Below are 19,064 nucleotides of genomic sequence, written 5' to 3' on the forward strand. Positions count from 1 at the left end.
TAGCCGGCATAGAAGTTCAGTGTTGAATCTGATTTAAGCCATTTCGGGGGTCGGCCAAATCTTAATTGGCCGCGGCGGCCCTAAGCTTGTTCTTGTGTTTCCTCTGCGAGCGGCTCGGGTGAAGTCCCGCTGGCCACGGCCCGGACTTCCGCCTTCTCGATCAGGATGTCCAGCTCGATCGGCATGTCGAAGTTCATGTTCACCGGCAAGGTGCGGATATAGTCGCGCACGTCTGCGAAGGCGGCGCCGGAGAGGCGGACCTTGTCCTTGTCGGTGGTCACGAGCTCCAGATCGAGCTCATAGGCGCGGTCCACCAGCTTCTGGATGTCCGCCACGCTATAGGGGTGATGGTCCGCGAAAGCGTATTTCTCCGTCACCGTGGCGCCGATCTCCTCCAACAGGCTGAAGAATTTCTGCGGCTGCCCGATGCCGGCGAAGGCCAGGACGCGGCGGCCATCGAGCATCTCGACAGCGTCGGGATCGGGCACGAGCTTGCCGTGCATGACCGGCTTTTTCCCGAACGGGAGCTTATCCCCGGCATCGCCTGGCCCCACCAGCAGCAGTGCATCGGCAAAATCGAGCTGCTCGCGGAACGGCGCGCGCAGGGGGCCTGCGGGGATGACGAGGCCGTTGCCGATGCCGGCCGCCCCGTCCACCACCAGAAGCGAAGCGTTCTTGACGATGGAGGGATTCTGGAAGCCGTCGTCCATCACCACGTGGGTCGCCCCGAGCGACACGGCGAGCCGGGCGCCGGCGACGCGGTCGTGGGACACGATGGTGGGTGCCGTTTCGGCCAGAAGCAGCGCTTCATCGCCCACGGTGGCGGCATCGTGGAGGGCGGGGTCCACCACAAGCGGCCCGATCTCCTCTCCGCCATGGCCGCGCAGCAGCGCGAAGGGCCGCGCCTCGCGCTCGATGAGGCGCTTCAGGACGGCGATGACGGTGGGCGTCTTGCCCGAGCCGCCGACGGTGGGATTGCCGATGCAGATCACCACCACCGGCACGATGACGCCGGGCTGCCCCATCCGGCGCAGCGTAATCCCGCCCACCAAGGTACCAATGGGCGAAAGAAGCGCCCCCGCCACGCTGCGCCGCGCGGACCAGAAGCGGGGCGCGCGGGAGAACATCATCGGCGGGCCAACCGGATTTGCACGAGATAGGGTTCGATGGCCGCGAGCGTGCGGTCGAGCGCCCCGCCCAGCGCCTCCGTGGTGCGCCGCGCAGCTTCCGCCGTGCGGGCGTGGAGCGAGCGGTCGGCCAATTGCGCAAGTACGTGGTCTGCGAGGCTGTCTGCGTCTGTCACCTGGGCCGCGCCGCCCTCCTCGTCGAGGCGGGCGTAAAGGGCGCCGAAATTCCATACGTGCGGGCCGTGCAGCACCACGGCGCCCAGCTTCGCGGCCTCGATGGGCGTCTGGCCGCCATGGCGCACCAGCGAGCCGCCCACATAGACCACGGGCGCGAGGCGATAGAACACCCCGAGCTCGCCTATGGTGTCGGCCACGTAGATTTCGGTGTCCGTGGTAGGAAGCGCGCCTGTGCTGCGGCGCAAAGCGGGAAGGCCCGCGCCCTCGGCCAGCGCCAGCACCTCCTCGCCCCGCTCCGGGTGGCGCGGCGCGATGATGGTGATGAGGCCGGGCAATTCGGCCTGCAGCATCCTGTGGGCGTCGATCACCACCTGATCCTCGCCGGGATGGGTGGAGGCGGCCAGCAGCACGGGCCGTCCGCGCACCACCCGGCCCAGGCGCTCCAGCGCCTCCGGATCGGCCTGGGGCGGGGGCACATCGAATTTTAGATTGCCCGCCACTTCCACCCGCGGCGCGCCGAGCGCCTGGAAGCGCTGGCCGTCGTCCCGGCTCTGGGCAAGGCAGAGGTCCACATTGGACAAAAGCTTGCGCGCGCTCTTGGGCAGCTTCGCCCAGCGGTCGCTGGAACGCGAGGACAGGCGCCCGTTCACCAGCACCAGCGGCGTGCCGCGCCGGCCGAGCTCACCCATGAGGTTCGGCCACAGCTCGGATTCCGCCAGCAACGCAAGGTCCGGCCGCCAATGGTCAAGGAAGCGGGTGACGAAGCGGCGCGCGTCGAGCGGCACGAACTGGTGGATGAGGGACGGGTGGCTGCGCCGTGCAGCGATGCGGCCGGAGGTGAGCGTGCCGGAGGTGAGCAGCACCTTGAAGCCGCGCTCGATGAGCCGGTCGATGAGGGGGAGGACGGACAGCACCTCGCCGACGCTCGCCCCGTGCACCCAGACCATGGAGCCCTTGGGGCGCGCGGCGCTGGCGAAGCCGCGACGTTCGGCCAGGCGGCGCGGGTCTTCCTTGCCCTTGCGCACGCGATAGCCGAGCCAAGCGGGCGCGAGGAGGGAGGCCGCAGCCGTAACCCCTCCATAGACCCGCAGCGGCATCGGCACCCGGTGCCCCTTCATCGCCCAGCGCCTCCGGTCTCCACGCCTCCGCGCCCCAGAAGGGCCTCGGCGCGGGCGGTGATGGTTTCGAGGCGTTGCTGGAGCAGCGCGCGCGCGGCCTGGAGGCCGGCTTCGTCCACGTCCTTGTCCACCCAGATGGGTTCGCCAGCCACCGCCGCCCCGGCCCCGAAGGGCAGGTGCAGGCTGGCACGGTCCCAGCTCTTGAGAAGGATTCGGTTACGGGTCGCCATGGCGACCGGCAGAATAGGCCGTCCGGAATGCCGCGCAATCGTTACGACGCCGAGCCCCGCGCGGCGTGAGATTTTCGGTACATCTGCGGTCATGGCCACATTGATGCCCTGAGCCAGCGTGTCGATGAGCGCGTAGGTGGCGGAAACGCCGCCTTTGCGATGGAAATCCTGCGGGGACGTCGCGCCCGACCCGCGGATGGTGCCAACCCCGAGCCGCTCGGCGGCGATGGCGTTGATCTCAGCATCCGCGTGGCGGGAAATCAGAACCTTAGCCTTGTGATGTGGCTTCATCATGAAGGGCGTCAGGAAGTGCTGGCCGTGCCAGAAGGTGATGATGGCCGGCAGGTTCGCATCTATCTGCTCATAGATGTCCGCCGGCTCCACCTTGAAGCGCGTGGTATGCGCGACCAGCGAGAAATAGCCCGCAAAAGCGTTTCCGGCGGCCAGTTTAAAGGCCCGGTTGGTGCGCACATGACGCCACATTCTGAAACTGTACCCTACTGGTGGTTGGCGCTGATCCGCCCCCTGCGGTCGGCGCTTCTGATCATTCGGAAATAAGACCGGCGCAGGGCAGGGTGCCGCTGCGCCGGTAAATTGATGGGGACGATGCCCTTATCTAGTGCTCGTGGCCGGTCTCGGGGTCCAGCAGGCGGTGCATGTGGACCACGAAATAGCGCATCATGGCATTGTCGACGGTGAGCTGCGCCTTGCCCCTCCAGGCCGCTGCGGCGCTGGCATAGTCGGGATAGATGCCGACGATGTCGAGCTTGTTCAGATCCTTGAACTCGATGCCGCCGAGTTCTTTCAGCTCCCCACCAAAAACGAGGTGGAGAAGTTGCTTGGGTTCGGATGAGGTGGACATGGTGGCCAGCAATCCGCGGTTTGATGGGCGATCAGGATGCGCCGAGCTCGCCTCTGGCGAGGTCGAGCATCGGCGCATGGAGATATGGCCCGGCACAGACCAAAGGACCATGACGGGGAACGGGGGCATTGTATAACAGTACCGTGCCGTCGTAACCCGTCAGGGCGCCGCCTGCTTCGTGCACCAGAAGGTCTGCTGCGGCAAGGTCCCAGTCATGGCTGTTGCCGGACGCCAGGGCGAGGTCCAGCTCGGCGGTGGCGACGCGCGTCAGCCGCAGCGCGAGCGACCGCACGCGGGGCATGCGGGAGATGGCCGCCGTCCGGGCGACACGGTCCAGCAGGAAGCCGGGGCCGGAAATGGTCGCGCCATCCAGCGATGGACGGTCGGACGCGGCGATCCTGGCGCCGTTGCGGGTTGCCCCACGCCCTTTGGCGGCGACGAACAATTCATCGGTCACGGGGGCGAACAGGGCGCCGGCGATGGGGCGGCCATCTTCCACCAGCGCGGCAGAGACCGCCCAGTCCTCGCCCCCCGCCATGAAGGCGCGGGTGCCGTCGATGGGGTCCACCACCCAGACGCGGCGCCGGCTCAGCCGGTCGGGGCTGTCGGCGCTCTCCTCGGAGAGCCAACCATAATCCGGGGCCAGCGCCTCCAGCCGCTCCTTCAGGAAGCGGTCCACGGCGATGTCGGCTTCGGTGACGGGGGAGTCGTTGTGCTTGTTCCAGCTCCGGATCTCGGAGCGGAACATGGCGAGCGCCACCGCGCCCGCCGCCGCCACCGCATCGGCGAGGTGACGCGCAAACAGTTCCGGAGCCTCCATTGCCGGGAAGCCGGAAGCGGTCGGCGGTTCAAATGCAGTCATGGGCAAGGCAATAGGGGGCGCTGCACCATGAGGCAAGCGGCGCGTATCATCGGGGGCGGGATCAGATGAGCCCGGCGCTCACCACATTCTGGAGGAGGGCATCCGCCGAGAGGCCTGCGAAGAAGATGAGGCCCGCATCGCGGTTTGACTTGAACAAGGCGAGGCATTTCGCGCCGTCATGAATGTCGAGGCGCACCACCTGGCGATAAAGCAAGAAGGCGAAGCCCATCAGGCCGAGGGCGGAAAGCACGCCGGCTCCCGCGCTGACAAGGGCGCCGGCAAACAGCGCGACGGCGGCGATATAGGACAAAGCGAGCGGAAGGCGGCTTTTCTCGCCGAACAGCAGCGCGGTGGAGCCGACGCCCACCAGCGCGTCATCCTCCCGATCCTGGTGCGCATAGATGGTGTCGTAGCCGAACACCCAGCAGACCGAGCCGGCAAACAGCAGGAGCGCCGGATCGTCGATGCTGCGGAACACGCTCGCCCAGCCCATCAGCGCGCCCCAGGAGAAGGCGATGCCCAACACCACCTGCGGCACCGAGGTGATGCGCTTCATCAGCGGGTAGATGGCCACCACCCCCATGGAAGCGACGCCGGTGATAACGGCGAAGCGCGGCAGGCTGAGCAGGACGGCGAGGCCGACAAGCAGCTGGAAGGCCAGGAAGGCAAAGGCTGCCTTGACGCTCAGCTGCCCGCTGGCGAGCGGGCGGTTGCGGGTGCGTTCCACCTTCCGGTCGATATCGCGGTCGAGGATGTCGTTCCAGGTGCAGCCCGCGCCGCGCATGGCGAGGGAGCCGATGGCGAAGAGGATCAGCAGGACCGGATCGGGATAGGGCCGGCCGGCGGCGACGGCGGCGAGCGCCGTCGACCACCAGCATGGCAGCAGAAGGAGCCAGCTGCCGATGGGCCGGTCCGCGCGGGCGAGACGCAGATAGGGACGCAGTGGAGCGGGCGCGAGGCGATCGACCCAATTACCCGACCTTGCGTCGGCAACCGGGGCGGCCGCGCCTTCACTCCGCCACGTGGTCACGAGGCCACCTTCAGTTCTTCAGGGCGTTGCCGGTCAGGGTATCGAACACACCGCCGCCCGTGGAACTCTGCCCGGGCACGTAGCCCGTGGTGACGCCGAGGGCGCTGGACATGGAGCCCTGTGGCGGCGGCTTGCCGGGGCCGCCCGGGCCGGCGCCATTGGCCGCCGCCGCGCAGACCTTGTCCCGCAGCGCGGCGGTCTTCTTGTTGCCCTCTTGCGATTGGGCGATGGCCTGCTCGGGGATCTGGCACCAGTCCTTGTTGTCGAGAAGGTACTTGGCCAGCTTGCCCTCGGCAGCCGTATAGGCGCGGAAGAGGGGGCACAGCTCCTGCGGCGAGGCCTTGGCCTTGCCGGCGGCCTGGAGCGCCTTGCCCTTCTCGTCCATCTCGGCGCGGATGGCGACGAAATCAGTCTGACAGTCCGCGCGGGCGACGGTGACGCCGAGAAGCGTTCCCGATCCGAGGGCCAAAAGGGTCAAGGCCGTCGCCGAAGCGCGCTGGATTCGAAAATGCAGCGACATGATGAGTTTCCGCAGCGTCCCCTGGTTTCAATTCTCACTTACAGAGACCCGGAAGATAGGGCAATATCACGGCAGCGTCGCGTAAAAGCAAAAAGCGCGTGACGGTGCCTTGACGGAGATTTCGTACGCGATTAGGTTCGCGCAACTTTTGGAAGGTCCCGCGGGTCCATGCGCAAGATCGTTACCATTCTCGTACTTAGGAGCGCCACCATCGGAACGGCCTGATCGGCCGGTCGCGGGAGATGGTGGCGTGTGACGAGGGGCCCTTCGGGCCCCTTCGTCGTTTCTGGGCCTGAAGTTTTCTCAAACGGACATGAAAAAGATGGCAGGCGCGGACGGCGCTGCCAGGGAGAGATGGGATGAGCAAGGAAATGACCGGCGCCGAAATGGTCATGCAGGCGCTCGCCGACCAGGGTGTCGAACACCTCTTCGGTTATCCGGGCGGCGCCGTGCTGCCCATCTATGATGCGCTGTTCCACCAGAACAGCGTCGAGCACATCCTGGTGCGGCACGAGCAGGCGGCGGTGCATGCCGCCGAAGGCTATGCTCGCTCCTCTGGCAAGGTGGGCGTGGTGCTCGTCACCTCGGGCCCCGGCGCGACCAACGCCGTCACCGGCCTGACCGACGCGCTGATGGATTCCATCCCCATCGTCTGCATCACCGGACAGGTGCCGACCCACCTCATCGGCAATGACGCCTTCCAGGAGTGCGACACGGTCGGCATCACCCGTCCCTGCACCAAGCACAATTATCTCGTGCGCGACGTGAAGGACCTCGCCCGGGTCCTGCACGAGGCCTTCTATGTGGCGCAGAACGGGCGGCCCGGCCCCGTGGTGGTGGACATCCCGAAGGATGTGCAGTTCGCCGCAGGCCTCTATGTCGGCCCCGAGAATATCGAGCACAAGACCTATAAGCCGAAGCTCAAGGGCGACGCCGACAAGATCGAGGCGGCGGTGAAGATGATCGCCGCGGCCAAGCGGCCGATCTTCTATACCGGCGGCGGCGTCATCAATTCCGGGCCCGAGGCGAGCCGCCTGCTGCGCGAATTGGCGCGGCTCACCGGCATCCCCGTCACATCCACGCTCATGGGCCTCGGCGCCTTCCCGGCGGCGAGCCGGCAATGGCTCGGCATGCTGGGCATGCACGGCACCTATGAAGCCAACATGGCCATGCACGGCTGCGACGTGATGGTCTGCATCGGCGCGCGCTTCGACGACCGCATCACGGGCCGCATCGACGCCTTCTCGCCGGGCTCGAAGAAGATCCACATCGACATCGACCCGTCCTCCATCAACAAGAACGTGAAGGTGGACCTGCCCATCATCGGCGACTGCACGAAGGTGCTGGAGGCCATGATCCGGGCGTGGCGGGAGCAGGATCTCTCCCTGAACCGCGAGGCCATGGACACGTGGTGGGGGCAGATCGACCGCTGGCGCGCCCGCAACTGCCTCGCCTACCGGGCGTCCAACGACGTGATCAAGCCGCAATACGCCATCGAGCGCCTTTATGCGGCGACGAAGGATCGCGACGTCTACATCACCACCGAGGTGGGACAGCACCAGATGTGGGCGGCCCAGTTCTTCCGCTTCGAGGAGCCGAACCGCTGGATGACCTCGGGCGGCCTCGGCACCATGGGCTACGGCCTGCCCGCCGCCATCGGCGCGCAGATCGCCCATCCCAACGCGCTGTGCGTGGATATTGCGGGCGAAGCCTCGATCCTGATGAACATGCAGGAGATGTCCACGGCCATTCAGTTCAACCTGCCAGTGAAGATCTTCATCCTCAACAACCGCTACATGGGCATGGTGCGCCAGTGGCAGGAGCTGCTCCATGGCGGGCGCTACTCCCACTCCTATTCGGAGGCGCTGCCGGACTTCGTGAAGCTGGCGGAGGCCTATGGCGGGGTTGGCATGCGCTGCGAGAAGCCGGGCGACCTCGACGCGGCGATCGCGGAGATGATCGACGTGAAGCGCCCCGTGATCTTCGACTGCATCGTGGACCAGCAGGAGAACTGCTTCCCCATGATCCCGTCGGGCCGCGCCCATAACGAGATGATCCTCGGCGACATGGCGGTGGATCTCGACGAGGCCATCACCGACGAAGGCAAGATGCTGGTGTGAACCGGCTGAGGCTTTTTTGAGCCGTCATCCCCGGGCCCGACCCGGGGATCTCCCCGCAACGGAGGGAGATGGCCGGGTCAAGCCCGGCCATGACGATCTTCCTGATCCCTTCCAGAGACCTCCCATGTCCCATCCCCCTGAACGCATCGAACGGCACACGCTCTCGGTCCTGGTGGACAACGAGCCGGGCGTGCTCGCCCGCGTCATCGGCCTGTTCTCCGGCCGCGGCTACAATATCGACAGCCTCACCGTGTCCGAGGTGAGCCACGAGGGACACCTCTCGCGCATCACCATCGTCACCACGGGCACGCCCATGGTGATCGAGCAGATCCGCAACCAGCTCGACCGCCTCGTGCCCGTGCATCGCGTGAGCGACCTCACCGTGGACGGCACCTCCGTGGAGCGCGAGCTGGCCATGGTGAAGGTGCGCGGCACCGGCGATGCCCGCAGCGAGGCGCTGCGCCTTGCCGAGGCCTTCCGCGCCCGGGTGATCGACGCGACCACCGAGAGCTTCGTGTTCGAGATCACCGGCAAGTCCGACAAGATCGACCAGTTCGCTGTGTTGATGACGCCGCTCGGCCTCGTGGAGGTCTCACGCACCGGCGTGGTCGCCATTTCCCGTGGCCCGGAGGCCATGTGAGGCTTGCGCCGGCAAACAGGCGCGGATATACCGCCGGATATACATTGGATGAGGTCCGGACCGTGAAGGTCAAGGTCGCGAAATGGGGCAACAGTGTCGCCGTACGGATTCCGAAATCCGTGGCGGACGACCTCGGCTTGCGCCCGGGTTCGATCGTGGACCTTGAGCGCGAGGGCACCACCGTCGCCATCCGGGCCGAGCCCGAGGTCAAGATCCCGCGCTATCGCCTTGAGGATCTCGTCGCCGAAATGAAGAGGCTGGGGCCCGAGAACGAGCCCGAGACCCTTGAGTGGGGGCCTGATCGCGGTGATGAAATCATCGATGACGACTATTCGCGTGGCTCCCTAAAGCCGCCCAAAGACGATAATGCCACTCGCCGCCGGTGATATTGCTTGGGTCGAGCTTGACCCAGTTCTTGGAACTGAGCAGGCGGGCCGGCGGCCCGCTCTGATCGTCTCCATGAATCTCTACAATGAGATATCGCGCCGGGTTTTGGTTTGTCCGATCTCATCCCGGTTGAGGGACTGGCCTTACAACGTTGCACTGCCAGAAGGCATCCGAACCAAGGGTGCGGTCCTTGTCGATCAGTTGAGGACGGTTGATCACGCAGTCCGCGTGTTCGGTGTCATCGAGCGGGCACCGCCATCGGTGCTCGCCGAAGTTCAGGGACGCCTCGCCACCATCCTCGGCATCCCCGTTTCACCCTGATTTCCACCCTCTGAAGAAAAACGCCCAACAGGAGAGAATGATGCGCGTTTACTATGATCGCGACGCCGACCTGAACCTCATCAAGGGGAAGAAAGTGGCCGTCGTCGGCTATGGCAGCCAGGGCCACGCCCATGCGCTCAACATGCGCGACAGCGGCGTGAAGGACGTGGTCGTGGCGCTGCGCCCCGGCTCCGCCACCGCCAAGAAGGCCGAGGCCGAAGGCTTCAAGGTGATGAGCCCGGCGGATGCCGCCAAGTGGGCCGACGTGGTGATGATGCTCACCCCGGACGAGCTCCAGGCCGACATCTACAAGGAGAGCCTGCACGACAACATGAAGAACGGCGCCGCGCTGCTGTTCGCCCATGGCCTGAACGTGCACTTCAACCTCATCGAGGCCCGCAAGGATCTCGACGTGCTGATGATCGCTCCCAAGGGCCCCGGCCACACGGTGCGCTCGGAATATCAGCGCGGCGGCGGCGTGCCGACCCTCATCGCCATCGCCCAGGATTCCTCCGGCAATGCCCATGACCTCGGCCTCTCCTATGCCAGCGCCATCGGCGGCGGCCGCGCCGGCATCATCGAGACCACCTTCAAGGAAGAGTGCGAGACCGACCTGTTCGGCGAGCAGGTGGTGCTCTGCGGCGGCCTCGTGGAGCTGATCCGCGCCGGCTTCGAGACCCTGGTCGAGGCGGGCTATGCCCCCGAAATGGCCTATTTCGAGTGCCTGCACGAAGTGAAGCTGATCGTCGACCTCATCTATGAGGGCGGCATCGCCAACATGAACTACTCCATCTCCAACACCGCCGAATATGGCGAGTACGTCACTGGCCCGCGCATCATCACGCCGGAGACCAAGGCGGAGATGAAGCGCGTGCTCGGCGACATCCAGTCCGGCAAGTTCACCCGCGACTGGATGCTGGAGAACAAGGTCAGCCAGACCTCGTTCAAGGCCACCCGCGCCAAGGCGAACGCCCACCAGATCGAAGAAGTGGGCGAGAAGCTCCGCGAGATGATGCCCTGGATCAAGGCCAAGGCGCTGGTGGACAAGACGAAGAACTGAGCGACGTCCGATACCAGAGCCCAGCCGCCTGCCAGCGGCTGGGCTTTTTCTATTTGGGCTGAACCCCCTGATCACCACCCGGAGAGCCCGGCGGTGGGATGACGGGCGTGGTGCCGGTATCTGGAGCCGGCTTCGTCATCCCGGGATCGAGGTTTTGCGTTGGTGGAATGACACCGTCATTTCGCTTGAGGCTGTCGCTGAGGCTGTCGCCGGGGCGAGAATTGGGGACAGTCGGGCCGGGAGCGTTCGGCGGTCTCGTTTCCGTGCCGACCTGTGCCTGCGCGGAAAGCGGCACGATCAAAGCGAGGGTGGCGATTACAGCTGCGGCGTGGACACGTGTCATTGTCGACCTTCCTCGGACGCTTTTTCGGGACTGTCTTTCCCCCGTTGAGCCAACCCCTCGGTTCCACTGTGGTTCCAACCCGGCCGGACATCCCGCGCCGAGGTGGTGTACCCGCTCGCCTTGTGCCGTCAGGGCCGCGGTGCAATAAGCGCCCTGCGGCAGGGGGCGTCGCGCAGAAATGGAAGTGCCGTGGATCGCTTGACTTCTGAGGTTGGCGGGCATGCTGGCGCGGGGGCAGACCATTCCCGCCGTGCGCAGCAGGATCCTGCCGCGATCATGTCTGATCCTCCTCTGGCGGTGGACCTCGACGGTACGCTTACGCCTTCCGACACGCTGCATGAGGGTTTCCTCGCCTGCATGAAGGGGCCGTCGCGGGAGATGCTGGGGCTTTGGGAGCCCCTGCGCGCCGGGAAGGCGGCCTTCAAGCGGACGGTGGCGGGGCGTGTCGACTTCGATGCGGCGCTGCTCCCGTACAATGAGGAATTGCTCGCCTGGCTTCGTGCCGAGAAGCGGCGCGGGCGGCGCATCGCCCTCATCACCGCAGCGGACCAGTCGATCGCCGAAGCGGTCGCCGCCCACCTCGGGCTGTTCGACGAGGTGCGCGGCTCCGAGGGCGAGATCAACCTCTCGGGTGTCCGCAAGCTTGCCATGATCAAGGCCGTCCTGGGGGAGCGCTTCGCCTATGCGGGCGACGGGTCCGTGGACCGGCCCATCTTCGCCGCGGCCGAGAAGGTCGTGCTCGTGGGGGATGTGGCGCGGCTTGAGCGGATGCTCCCCGCTGGCAAGGCCATCGAGCGTCGCTTCCCGACCCGGCGCGCGGGCCTGCGGACTTGGCTCCACGCCTTCCGCATCCAGCATTGGGCGAAGAACAGCCTGGTTTTCCTCGCTCCCATTCTCGGCTTCCAGCACGCCACGTCCTGGACGGCTGTGCAAGCGGTGATCCTGTTTCTGGCCATGGGCGTTCTCGCCTCGGCCACTTATGTGGTCAACGACCTCCTGGATCTGAGCGCCGACCGGCAGCACCCGCGCAAACGGTTCCGGCCGTTCGCTTCGGGGGCCATCCCGCCCCGGGACGGCGTGCTGGCGGTGGTGGCGCTCATGCTCCTCGCCGCCGGCCTTGCGACCCTGCTGCCCGTCGCGGCGAGCGGGGCGCTCGCGGCCTATGCCGTCGTCACGCTGCTCTATTCCTTCCTGCTGAAGCGGCAGCCGATCATCGACGTGTTCATCCTTGCGGGGCTGTTCACGATCCGGGTGTTGGCGGGCAGCCTGCTCCTCGCCGCAGCCGTCTCTCCCTGGCTGCTCACCTTCTCCATGCTCTTCTTCCTCGGCCTCGCCATGGTGAAGCGCTATGCGGAGCTGAACCGCGTAGTGCAGGCGGGGGGCGTGGAGGTCGTGGCGCGGGGCTATACGGCGCGGGACCTTCCGCTGCTGCTGGCAGCGGGCGTCGCGTCCAGCTTCGCAGCCATCGTGATCTTCATGATCTATTTGATCAATGAGCAGTATCCGAGCGGGATTTATCGCCATCCCGCCATGCTGTGGGCCATGATGCCCGTTGCCCTGATCTGGGTTCTAAGGGTGTGGCATCTGACGGTGCATGGGCGCATGAGCGAGGATCCTGTGGTTTTCGCACTGAAGGATCGCGTTTCGCTGGCCCTCGCCGCAGTGGCCTTCACCGCGCTGTTGCTGGCATGGATGTGAGCACGGTCAAAAAAACTTACGGGTCGTGGGGCGGAGTGCTCCGTGCCGAGCATGACGTGCTTTTGCCCGCGACGCCGGATCGGGCCGCCGCCGTTTTGCCCGGGCTCCCGCTGAGGAGCGCCATCGCGCACGGCTGCGGCCGGTCCTATGGCGACGTGGCACTCAATCCCGGCGGCACGCTCATCGACATGCGCAGCCTCGACCGCTTCGTCGCCTTCGATGCCGGCACGGGCCTCCTGACGTGCGAGACAGGCGTCACGCTTGCCGACATCCTCGCCGCCATCTCCAGGCCGGCACCGGACGGCTCTGGCTGGCTCCTGCCCGTCATGCCGGGGACGCGCTTCGTCACCGTCGGCGGCGCCATCGCCAATGACGTGCATGGCAAGAACGCCCACCATCTCGGAAGCTTCGGGTGCCATGTGGAGGCATTGGAGCTGGCCCGCAGCGATGGCGCGCGCCTGTGGTGCTCGCGCACGGAAAATTCGGATCTGTTCGCCGCCACCATCGGCGGCCTCGGCCTTACCGGGCTCATTCTCACGGCCACGCTACGCCTGCGGCATGTGGCGGGCCTGGGTGTCGAGACCGAGGACATCCGCTTCGCCCGGCTCGATGATTTCTTCACGCTCGACGCCGAGAGCGCGGATGGATGGGAATATACGGCGGCCTGGATCGACTGCCTCGCCAGTGGCGACGATCTCGGACGGGGCCTCTACATGCGCGCGCGCCACGCGCCGGGCGTTTCCGCCGCGCCGCCATCGCGCACGCCGAAGCTCTCGGTGCCGGTGACCCCGCCGCTTTCCCTCGTGAACGGCCTTTCCGTCCGCGCCTTCAATGCAATGTACTGGCGCAAGCTCGGGCCGAGTGGCCGGAAGTCCGGCGTCGGCAGCTATGAGAAGGTGTTCTTTCCGCTGGACGCCATAGGCGGCTGGAACCGGCTTTACGGCCCGGCGGGCTTCTACCAGTTTCAGGCGGTGGTCCCGCCCCGGGATGCGCGCGCCGTCACGGCTGCGCTGCTCTCCGCCATCGCGGCGGCGGGGCAGGGGTCCATGCTGGTGGTGCTGAAACGGTTCGGGGATGTCCGTTCACCGGGGCTCATGTCGTTCCCCATGCCGGGGATCACGCTGGCGCTCGACTTTCCGAACCGCGACGCGGCAACGCTCGGCTTGCTCTCGCGCCTCGATGCCATCGTGATGGAGGCTGGCGGGCGCATCTACCCCGCCAAGGATTTCAGCATGTCCCGCGGGAGCTTCACCCAGGGCTATCCGGCCCTGAGCGTCTTCGAGCGGCATCTTGACCCCGTCATGTCGTCCGCATTCGCGCGGCGGATGGGGATTACAGAGGGGGAGGGGATCTCTTGAGCAACAGCCAGCGCCGCGTGGCGATCTTTGGCGCGACGTCCGACATTGCTGCCGCCTATGCCCGCCGGTGCGCGGAGGCGCGCGCGCGGCTTGTTCTGGTCGGCCGCGACATGGCGGGCCTGGAACGACTGGCGGCAGACCTGAAGGTGCGCGGTGCGCCGGAGGTGATCGTGCGGGGGGCGGATTTCACCGAGACGGGCCAGCTCGCCGATGTGGCGGAAGGCGCCTGGAGCGCGTTCGGCGGTCTCGATGTGGTGCTCATCGCCTATGGCTCGCTGCCGGTGCAGGAGCGGCTGAATAGCGACCCCGCCGAGGCCGAGGCGGCGCTGAAGCTCAACTTCGTCAGCCCCGCCTTGCTCGCCAATCTCTTGGCCGCGCGCTTCGAGGCTGCCCGCGCAGGCACCATCGCCGTCATCACGTCGGTTGCGGGCGACCGTGGGCGGCAGAGCAATTACGGCTACGGCGCGGCGAAGGCCGGGCTCCAGACCTTCCTCGAGGGCCTGCGCCACCGCCTCTACGCCTCCGGGGTGAACGTGCTCGACATCCGCCCCGGCTTCGTCGCCACCAAGATGACGGCCCATCTGCCGCAGGGCGGCCCGCTTTGGGCGGCGCCGGAGAAGGTCGCGGCCGACATCGCGGCGGCGGTGGAGAAGCGGGCGGCGGTGCTTTATACGCCCTGGTTCTGGAAGGGCATCATGACAATCGTGAGAGGGCTGCCCCGGCCCATCTTCCATCGCAGCAAGCTTTGAGGCCGGAATGAAGATCGTCGTAACCGGGGCTGCCGGGCTGGTCGGGCAAAATCTCGTGCCCCGCCTGAAGGCGCGGGGGCACCAGATCGTCGGCATCGACAAGCACGCCGCCAATGTCCGCATCCTGCGCCAGCTGCATCCCGACATCACGGTGATTGAGGCCGACCTTGCGAGCGAGGACGGTTGGCAGGGTGCGCTCGATGGTGCCGACGTGGTGGTGGTGGGCCATGCGCAGATCGGCGGCCTGGTGGAGGCGGAGTTCACGCGCAACAACCAGACCGCCACCGAGCGCCTCGTCGAGGCGATAAAGGCGCGCGGCGGCTGCCGGCTCGTCCACATTTCTTCCTCGGTCGTCAACTCGGCGGCGGTGGACTGGTACACGGAGACGAAGAAGGCCCAGGAAGCCTATGTGCTGGCCTCCGGCCTGCCCACCGTCGTCCTGCGGCCGACCCTGATGTTCGGCTGGTTCGACCGCAAGCACCTGGGCTGGCTCGCGCGCTTCATGCAGAAGACGCCCGTCTTCCCCATTCCCGGCGATGGCCGCTATGCGCGACAGCCCCTCTATGAAGGCGATTTCTGCGACATCATTGCCGCCTGCGTCGAGCGTGATTTCTCGGGCGGCGTGTACAATATCAGCGGGCAGGAGCGGATCGACTACATCGACCTGATCCGCCTCATCAAGCAGGTCACGGATGCGCGCAGCCAGATCGTCACCATCCCGGTGGCGCTGTTCGGCCTGTTGCTGCGGACTTATGGCCTCGTGGACAAGAACCCACCGTTCACCGCGAAGCAGCTCAAGGCCCTGGTGACGCCGGACATCTTCGAGGTGATCGACTGGCCGGGCATCTTCGGGGTCCGCGCGACCCCGCTCCGCGAGGCCATGACCGAGACCTTCCGCGATCCCCGCTACTCTTCCATCGTCCTGGAGTTTTGATCCGATGGCGCGCGTCGTTGTTCTGGGGGCAGGGGCCATGGGTCTGGCGGCTGCCTACCGGGCCTTGTGCGAAGGCCATCAGGTGACGCTCATCGAGGCGGCGCCCGAGGCTGGCGGCATGGCGGCCCATTTCGACTTCGCCGGCCTGTCGATCGAGCGGTTCTACCATTTCGTCTGCAAGTCCGATCACCCGACCTTCGCGCTGATGGAGGAGCTGGGCATCGGCGACAAGATGCGCTGGCGCAGCACCTCCATGGGCTACTTCACCAAGGGCGAGCTGAACCCGTGGGGCGATCCGGTGGCGCTGCTGCGCTTTCCGCATCTCTCGCTGATTGAGAAGTTCCGCTACGGCCTGCTTGCCTTCGTCTCCACCCGCAAGGACCGCTGGGACGAACTGGAGCATGTGTCCGCGAAGGCATGGATCGAGCGCTGGTGCGGCAAGTCGGTGTACGACAAGCTCTGGCGGCCGCTGTTCGCGCTGAAATTCTATGAATATGCCGACAACGTCTCCGCCTCCTGGATCTGGACCCGCGTGCGCCGCATCGGCCGCTCGCGCCGCTCGCTGATGCAGGAGGAACTGGGCCATATCGAAAACGGGTCGCAGACCCTGGTGGACGCGCTGATGGCTGCCATCGCTGCAAAGGGCGGCGTGGTGCGTCTCGGCGAGCTCGCGGTGAAGGTGGAGACCGCGGAGGGGCGGGTGACGGGTGTCACCACCGTGCGCGACCATTATCCGGCGGACGCCGTGATCTCGACGGTGCCGACACCTCTCGTGTCGGACCTCGTGCCGGACCTGCCGGCGGAGAGCAAGGCCGCCTATGACGCCATTCTCAATATCGGCGTCGTCTGCGTTCTGCTGAAGCTGAAGCGGCCGGTGACACCGCATTTCTGGGTGAATGTGGTGGAGCCGGACATGCCGATCCCCGGCATCATCGAATTCTCCAATCTCAGGCCGATGCCGGGTGGGGAGAGCGTCGTCTACGTGCCCTATTACATGCCGGTGACGAACCCACTGTGGAGCCGCCCCAACGAGGCCTTCACCCGCGAGGCCTTCGCCTGCATTCGCCGCATCAATCCGGATATTCAGCCCGAAGACCTGCTGGTGGCGCAGGCGGGGCGCCTGAGCCACGCGCAGCCCGTCTGCCCGCCGGGTTTTGCCGCCATGATCCCGCCTGTCGAGACACCCATCGCCGGGCTGCAGGTGGCGGACACCTGCTTCTATTATCCAGAGGACCGCGGCATCGCCGAGAGCATCAGGCTCGGCGAGGCCATGGCGCGGGCGGTCAACTGACGTGAGCCGCCAGTTCGTCCTGTTCGTCGCCATTGGCGGGTTCGCGGCGGGGGTCAACCTCGTTACCCGGATCCTGCTGAATTTCTTCATGGATTTTGAACTGGCGGTGGTCGTCGCCTATCCGGTGGGAATGACCGTCGCCTTCCTTCTGAACCGCCGCTATGTGTTCGATGCCGAAGGCGGCCATGCCGGGGGGCAATACGCCCGCTTCTTCCTGGTGAATTTGGTCGCGCTGGCGCAGATCTGGGTGGTGAGCGTGGGCCTCGCCTTATGGCTGTTTCCGGCCATCGGCTTCACCTGGAACGCCGATACGGTCGCCCATGGCATTGGCCTCGCGAGCCCGATCGTGACGAGCTATCTCGCGCACAAGCACTTCTCGTTCCGGCCGAAGCGCGCGCAGGGCTGATGCGGCCTTTGAAGACCGGGATTTACGGGAAGGTTTTCGTGCCGATGAGGCAGGCGGACCGCGCATCCGATGACAAGGCATACGCCCGCACTTCGCCCGGATGCTCCATCTTCAGGTGGCCGCGCCAACCCGTGAAATTGCTGCGCACTGCTGGAATGACGACGCGTACATCCGGCCGGTAGCTGTCCGTCAGACCGTACCCAACCACAAGCCCCTGGGCGTCGGTGAGAAGTATCCATTCGGGCGCGGCTTTGTCATAGATGTCCCATGCCCAGCCGGTCGATCGATAGCCGGAGCCGTCTGCAGAGGCGGAGATCGGCGTGATTTGGTCGACACTGCCGATGCAGACAAAGCCTGATCGTATGTGCACCTGAGACTGCAGTGGCTTGCCCATCCAATCGGACCAGGGAAGCGAAAAGATCGCGAGACGGTCTTTCCGCAAGACTTCGGCTCTTTGCGCAACGAAATCGGGATGGGGGAAGACCTTTTCGAACTCGGGTTCGTCGCGCACACCCGCCAGAAGGGCAGTGGCGGCACCGTCGCGCCTTTCCCTTACAGCGCGCGTCTCACGAGCCACAAAGTCGCTGGCCTGGAGCATGAGCAGAAGCGAAACAGTCGCCGACACCGGAACCAGCAGACGGAGCGGAGAAGGGAGAAGCGACCAAAGCAGAAAGATGAACGCGACCCAGAAGACCAGAGCGGGCGTCAGATAGCGGCTGGACATAGCCTGATCGAGGCCAAAATTAACTCTCCCAAGGGCCGTGACAAATGCGGTCGCCGTGATGAAGAGGATCACGGAAATGAGTACCAGCCTCGCCGGGGTCGCGAGCGAACGCCATACGGCCAACGTGGCCACTACGCATAGCGTCGATGCCAAACCAGCCGCACCGAAGGCGATGGCGACCGTCTGCGGATAAGCCAATTTCCCCGCCATCGCCTCACGCAACAGCACAGTGGCCGGGCTGCCGACATAAGTCAGCATATAAGCCAGTATCTGCTCAGGATTCTGGAGAGAGCGAAATGGGTGGCCATGTCCGCCGGGCGTTTGATAGCCGACGAGATAGCAAGCGATCACGGCAACGCCGACAAGGGTCAAGGCACCAACCTGCAACCAGGAGCGCCGAAGACCAATCGCAAGAACCGGCAGCAGCACGGGCACCAGCACGCCGTTCGACATGAAGCCAACAGCCGCAATGGCAGCGAGAAGTGCGGCGCTGACGCCGATCCAGGATCGAAGTCCCGCCAGCGCCACGAAAGCCAAGGTCCCGCAAGCATAGACGCCGAAGAATTGGGTTTGAAAACCCCAGAAGAGGTTCTCTCCCTGCCCCGCCCAGAAGAGGTAGCCAAATGCAATGGCAGTGGCCCAGAGAACTTCATAGATCCGCTTCAGGCCCGCACAATAGGCCGTGGCGATAAGAAGGCCGGCGTGAAGAATTTGCAGCAGCAGACTTACAGAAAAATTTACCTTGTAGGTGCCGGAAGCAAAATAATTGTCCAACACGCTGATAAGCTTGAACGCAATGAGGCGATGCTCGTTGTGCTGATGAAACAGCATTTCGAGATTTTCCCCCGTTGTGAGGGCGCCCCATTGATCCCAGTAGGGCAAGGGCAAGTATGCGCCCCTCATCGCTTTAACGGTGGCGATCACAACGGCAGTCGCGCAAATGACGGCAGATATCACAAGCGCCCAGCGCACGACGCGATCAATCTTCGTCAAATTGAATGTGACAACGACCAGCCGATCCTCAGTTGCCACTGCGGGCCTCCCCCATGGCTGGCGGGAGCGCCATCTGCTCCGACAACAACCATCCCATCGCGTGGGCATGTCTTA

General features: G+C 65.6%; 19 protein-coding genes. 11 read left to right on the top strand and 8 right to left on the bottom strand.

Annotated features, from left to right (window positions below; translation table 11 throughout):
- Window positions 1–80 precede the first annotated feature (80 nt).
- The 7 genes from lpxK to ABLE91_RS19650 form a co-directional block, all read right to left on the bottom strand.
- Window positions 81–1,130: a tetraacyldisaccharide 4'-kinase gene (gene lpxK / locus ABLE91_RS19620; protein ID WP_348933548.1), complete on the bottom strand. Its 1,050-nt coding sequence runs from the start codon at window positions 1,128–1,130 to the stop codon at window positions 81–83.
- Complete coding sequence (locus ABLE91_RS19625) at window positions 1,127–2,422, bottom strand: 3-deoxy-D-manno-octulosonic acid transferase (protein ID WP_348933549.1); 1,296 nt, start codon at window positions 2,420–2,422, stop codon at window positions 1,127–1,129. The genes lpxK and ABLE91_RS19625 overlap by 4 nt, the downstream gene beginning before the upstream one ends.
- A complete protein-coding gene (locus ABLE91_RS19630; protein WP_348933551.1) occupies window positions 2,419–3,135 on the bottom strand; it encodes a lysophospholipid acyltransferase family protein in 717 nt (238 codons plus the stop codon). Before ABLE91_RS19630 ends, ABLE91_RS19625 begins: the two co-directional genes overlap by 4 nt.
- A gap of 133 nt (window positions 3,136–3,268) precedes the next feature.
- A complete protein-coding gene (locus ABLE91_RS19635; protein ID WP_348933553.1) occupies window positions 3,269–3,514 on the bottom strand; it encodes a DUF4170 domain-containing protein in 246 nt (81 codons plus the stop codon).
- Between the two features lie 31 nt (window positions 3,515–3,545).
- Window positions 3,546–4,376: a 3'(2'),5'-bisphosphate nucleotidase CysQ gene (locus ABLE91_RS19640; RefSeq protein ID WP_348933555.1), complete on the bottom strand. Its 831-nt coding sequence runs from the start codon at window positions 4,374–4,376 to the stop codon at window positions 3,546–3,548.
- A gap of 61 nt (window positions 4,377–4,437) precedes the next feature.
- Complete coding sequence (gene ubiA, locus ABLE91_RS19645; RefSeq protein ID WP_348933557.1) at window positions 4,438–5,406, bottom strand: 4-hydroxybenzoate octaprenyltransferase; 969 nt, start codon at window positions 5,404–5,406, stop codon at window positions 4,438–4,440.
- 10 nt (window positions 5,407–5,416) lie between these two features.
- On the bottom strand, window positions 5,417–5,884 hold the full coding sequence (locus ABLE91_RS19650) for a hypothetical protein (RefSeq protein ID WP_348933558.1): 468 nt from the start codon (window positions 5,882–5,884) through the stop codon (window positions 5,417–5,419).
- Between the two features lie 401 nt (window positions 5,885–6,285).
- Between ABLE91_RS19650 and ABLE91_RS19655 the strand changes: the two genes are divergently transcribed.
- The 11 genes from ABLE91_RS19655 to ABLE91_RS19705 all read left to right on the top strand — a co-directional run bounded on the left by ABLE91_RS19655 (window position 6,286) and on the right by ABLE91_RS19705 (window position 17,233).
- Window positions 6,286–8,046 (top strand): acetolactate synthase 3 large subunit, encoded by a 1,761-nt coding sequence (locus ABLE91_RS19655; protein WP_348933560.1) that lies wholly within the window; start codon window positions 6,286–6,288, stop codon window positions 8,044–8,046.
- Window positions 8,047–8,170: 124 nt separating this feature from the next.
- Window positions 8,171–8,686 carry an acetolactate synthase small subunit gene (gene ilvN / locus ABLE91_RS19660; RefSeq protein WP_348933562.1) on the top strand — a complete coding sequence of 172 codons (516 nt, stop codon included), beginning with the start codon at window positions 8,171–8,173 and terminating at the stop codon, window positions 8,684–8,686.
- Window positions 8,687–8,748: 62 nt separating this feature from the next.
- Window positions 8,749–9,072 carry an AbrB/MazE/SpoVT family DNA-binding domain-containing protein gene (locus ABLE91_RS19665; protein ID WP_348933564.1) on the top strand — a complete coding sequence of 108 codons (324 nt, stop codon included), beginning with the start codon at window positions 8,749–8,751 and terminating at the stop codon, window positions 9,070–9,072.
- A complete protein-coding gene (locus tag ABLE91_RS19670; RefSeq protein WP_348933566.1) occupies window positions 9,053–9,394 on the top strand; it encodes a type II toxin-antitoxin system PemK/MazF family toxin in 342 nt (113 codons plus the stop codon). The genes ABLE91_RS19665 and ABLE91_RS19670 overlap by 20 nt, the downstream gene beginning before the upstream one ends.
- 40 nt (window positions 9,395–9,434) lie before the next feature.
- Window positions 9,435–10,454: a ketol-acid reductoisomerase gene (ilvC, locus tag ABLE91_RS19675; protein ID WP_348933567.1), complete on the top strand. Its 1,020-nt coding sequence runs from the start codon at window positions 9,435–9,437 to the stop codon at window positions 10,452–10,454.
- Window positions 10,455–10,986: 532 nt separating this feature from the next.
- Window positions 10,987–12,495, top strand: coding sequence for a UbiA family prenyltransferase (locus tag ABLE91_RS19680; RefSeq protein WP_348933569.1), 1,509 nt, complete (start codon window positions 10,987–10,989; stop codon window positions 12,493–12,495).
- A 56-nt stretch (window positions 12,496–12,551) separates the two neighbouring features.
- Complete coding sequence (locus ABLE91_RS19685) at window positions 12,552–13,853, top strand: FAD-binding oxidoreductase (protein ID WP_348933571.1); 1,302 nt, start codon at window positions 12,552–12,554, stop codon at window positions 13,851–13,853.
- Window positions 13,850–14,602, top strand: a complete 753-nt coding sequence (locus tag ABLE91_RS19690; RefSeq protein ID WP_348933572.1) for an SDR family oxidoreductase — start codon at window positions 13,850–13,852, stop codon at window positions 14,600–14,602. The genes ABLE91_RS19685 and ABLE91_RS19690 overlap by 4 nt, the downstream gene beginning before the upstream one ends.
- 7 nt (window positions 14,603–14,609) lie before the next feature.
- Window positions 14,610–15,536, top strand: a complete 927-nt coding sequence (locus ABLE91_RS19695) for an NAD-dependent epimerase/dehydratase family protein (RefSeq protein WP_348933574.1) — start codon at window positions 14,610–14,612, stop codon at window positions 15,534–15,536.
- A 4-nt stretch (window positions 15,537–15,540) separates the two neighbouring features.
- A complete protein-coding gene (locus ABLE91_RS19700) occupies window positions 15,541–16,827 on the top strand; it encodes an NAD(P)/FAD-dependent oxidoreductase (RefSeq protein WP_348933575.1) in 1,287 nt (428 codons plus the stop codon).
- Between the two features lies 1 nt (window position 16,828).
- A complete protein-coding gene (locus ABLE91_RS19705; RefSeq protein ID WP_348933576.1) occupies window positions 16,829–17,233 on the top strand; it encodes a GtrA family protein in 405 nt (134 codons plus the stop codon).
- Window positions 17,234–17,255: 22 nt separating this feature from the next.
- Here the strand turns inward: ABLE91_RS19705 and ABLE91_RS19710 are convergent, their stop codons facing one another.
- Window positions 17,256–18,989, bottom strand: a complete 1,734-nt coding sequence (locus ABLE91_RS19710) for a hypothetical protein (RefSeq protein WP_348933577.1) — start codon at window positions 18,987–18,989, stop codon at window positions 17,256–17,258.
- Window positions 18,990–19,064 lie beyond the last annotated feature (75 nt).

Source organism: Aquabacter albus (genome assembly GCF_040049275.1).
In the GTDB taxonomy this organism is placed as follows: domain Bacteria; phylum Pseudomonadota; class Alphaproteobacteria; order Rhizobiales; family Xanthobacteraceae; genus Aquabacter.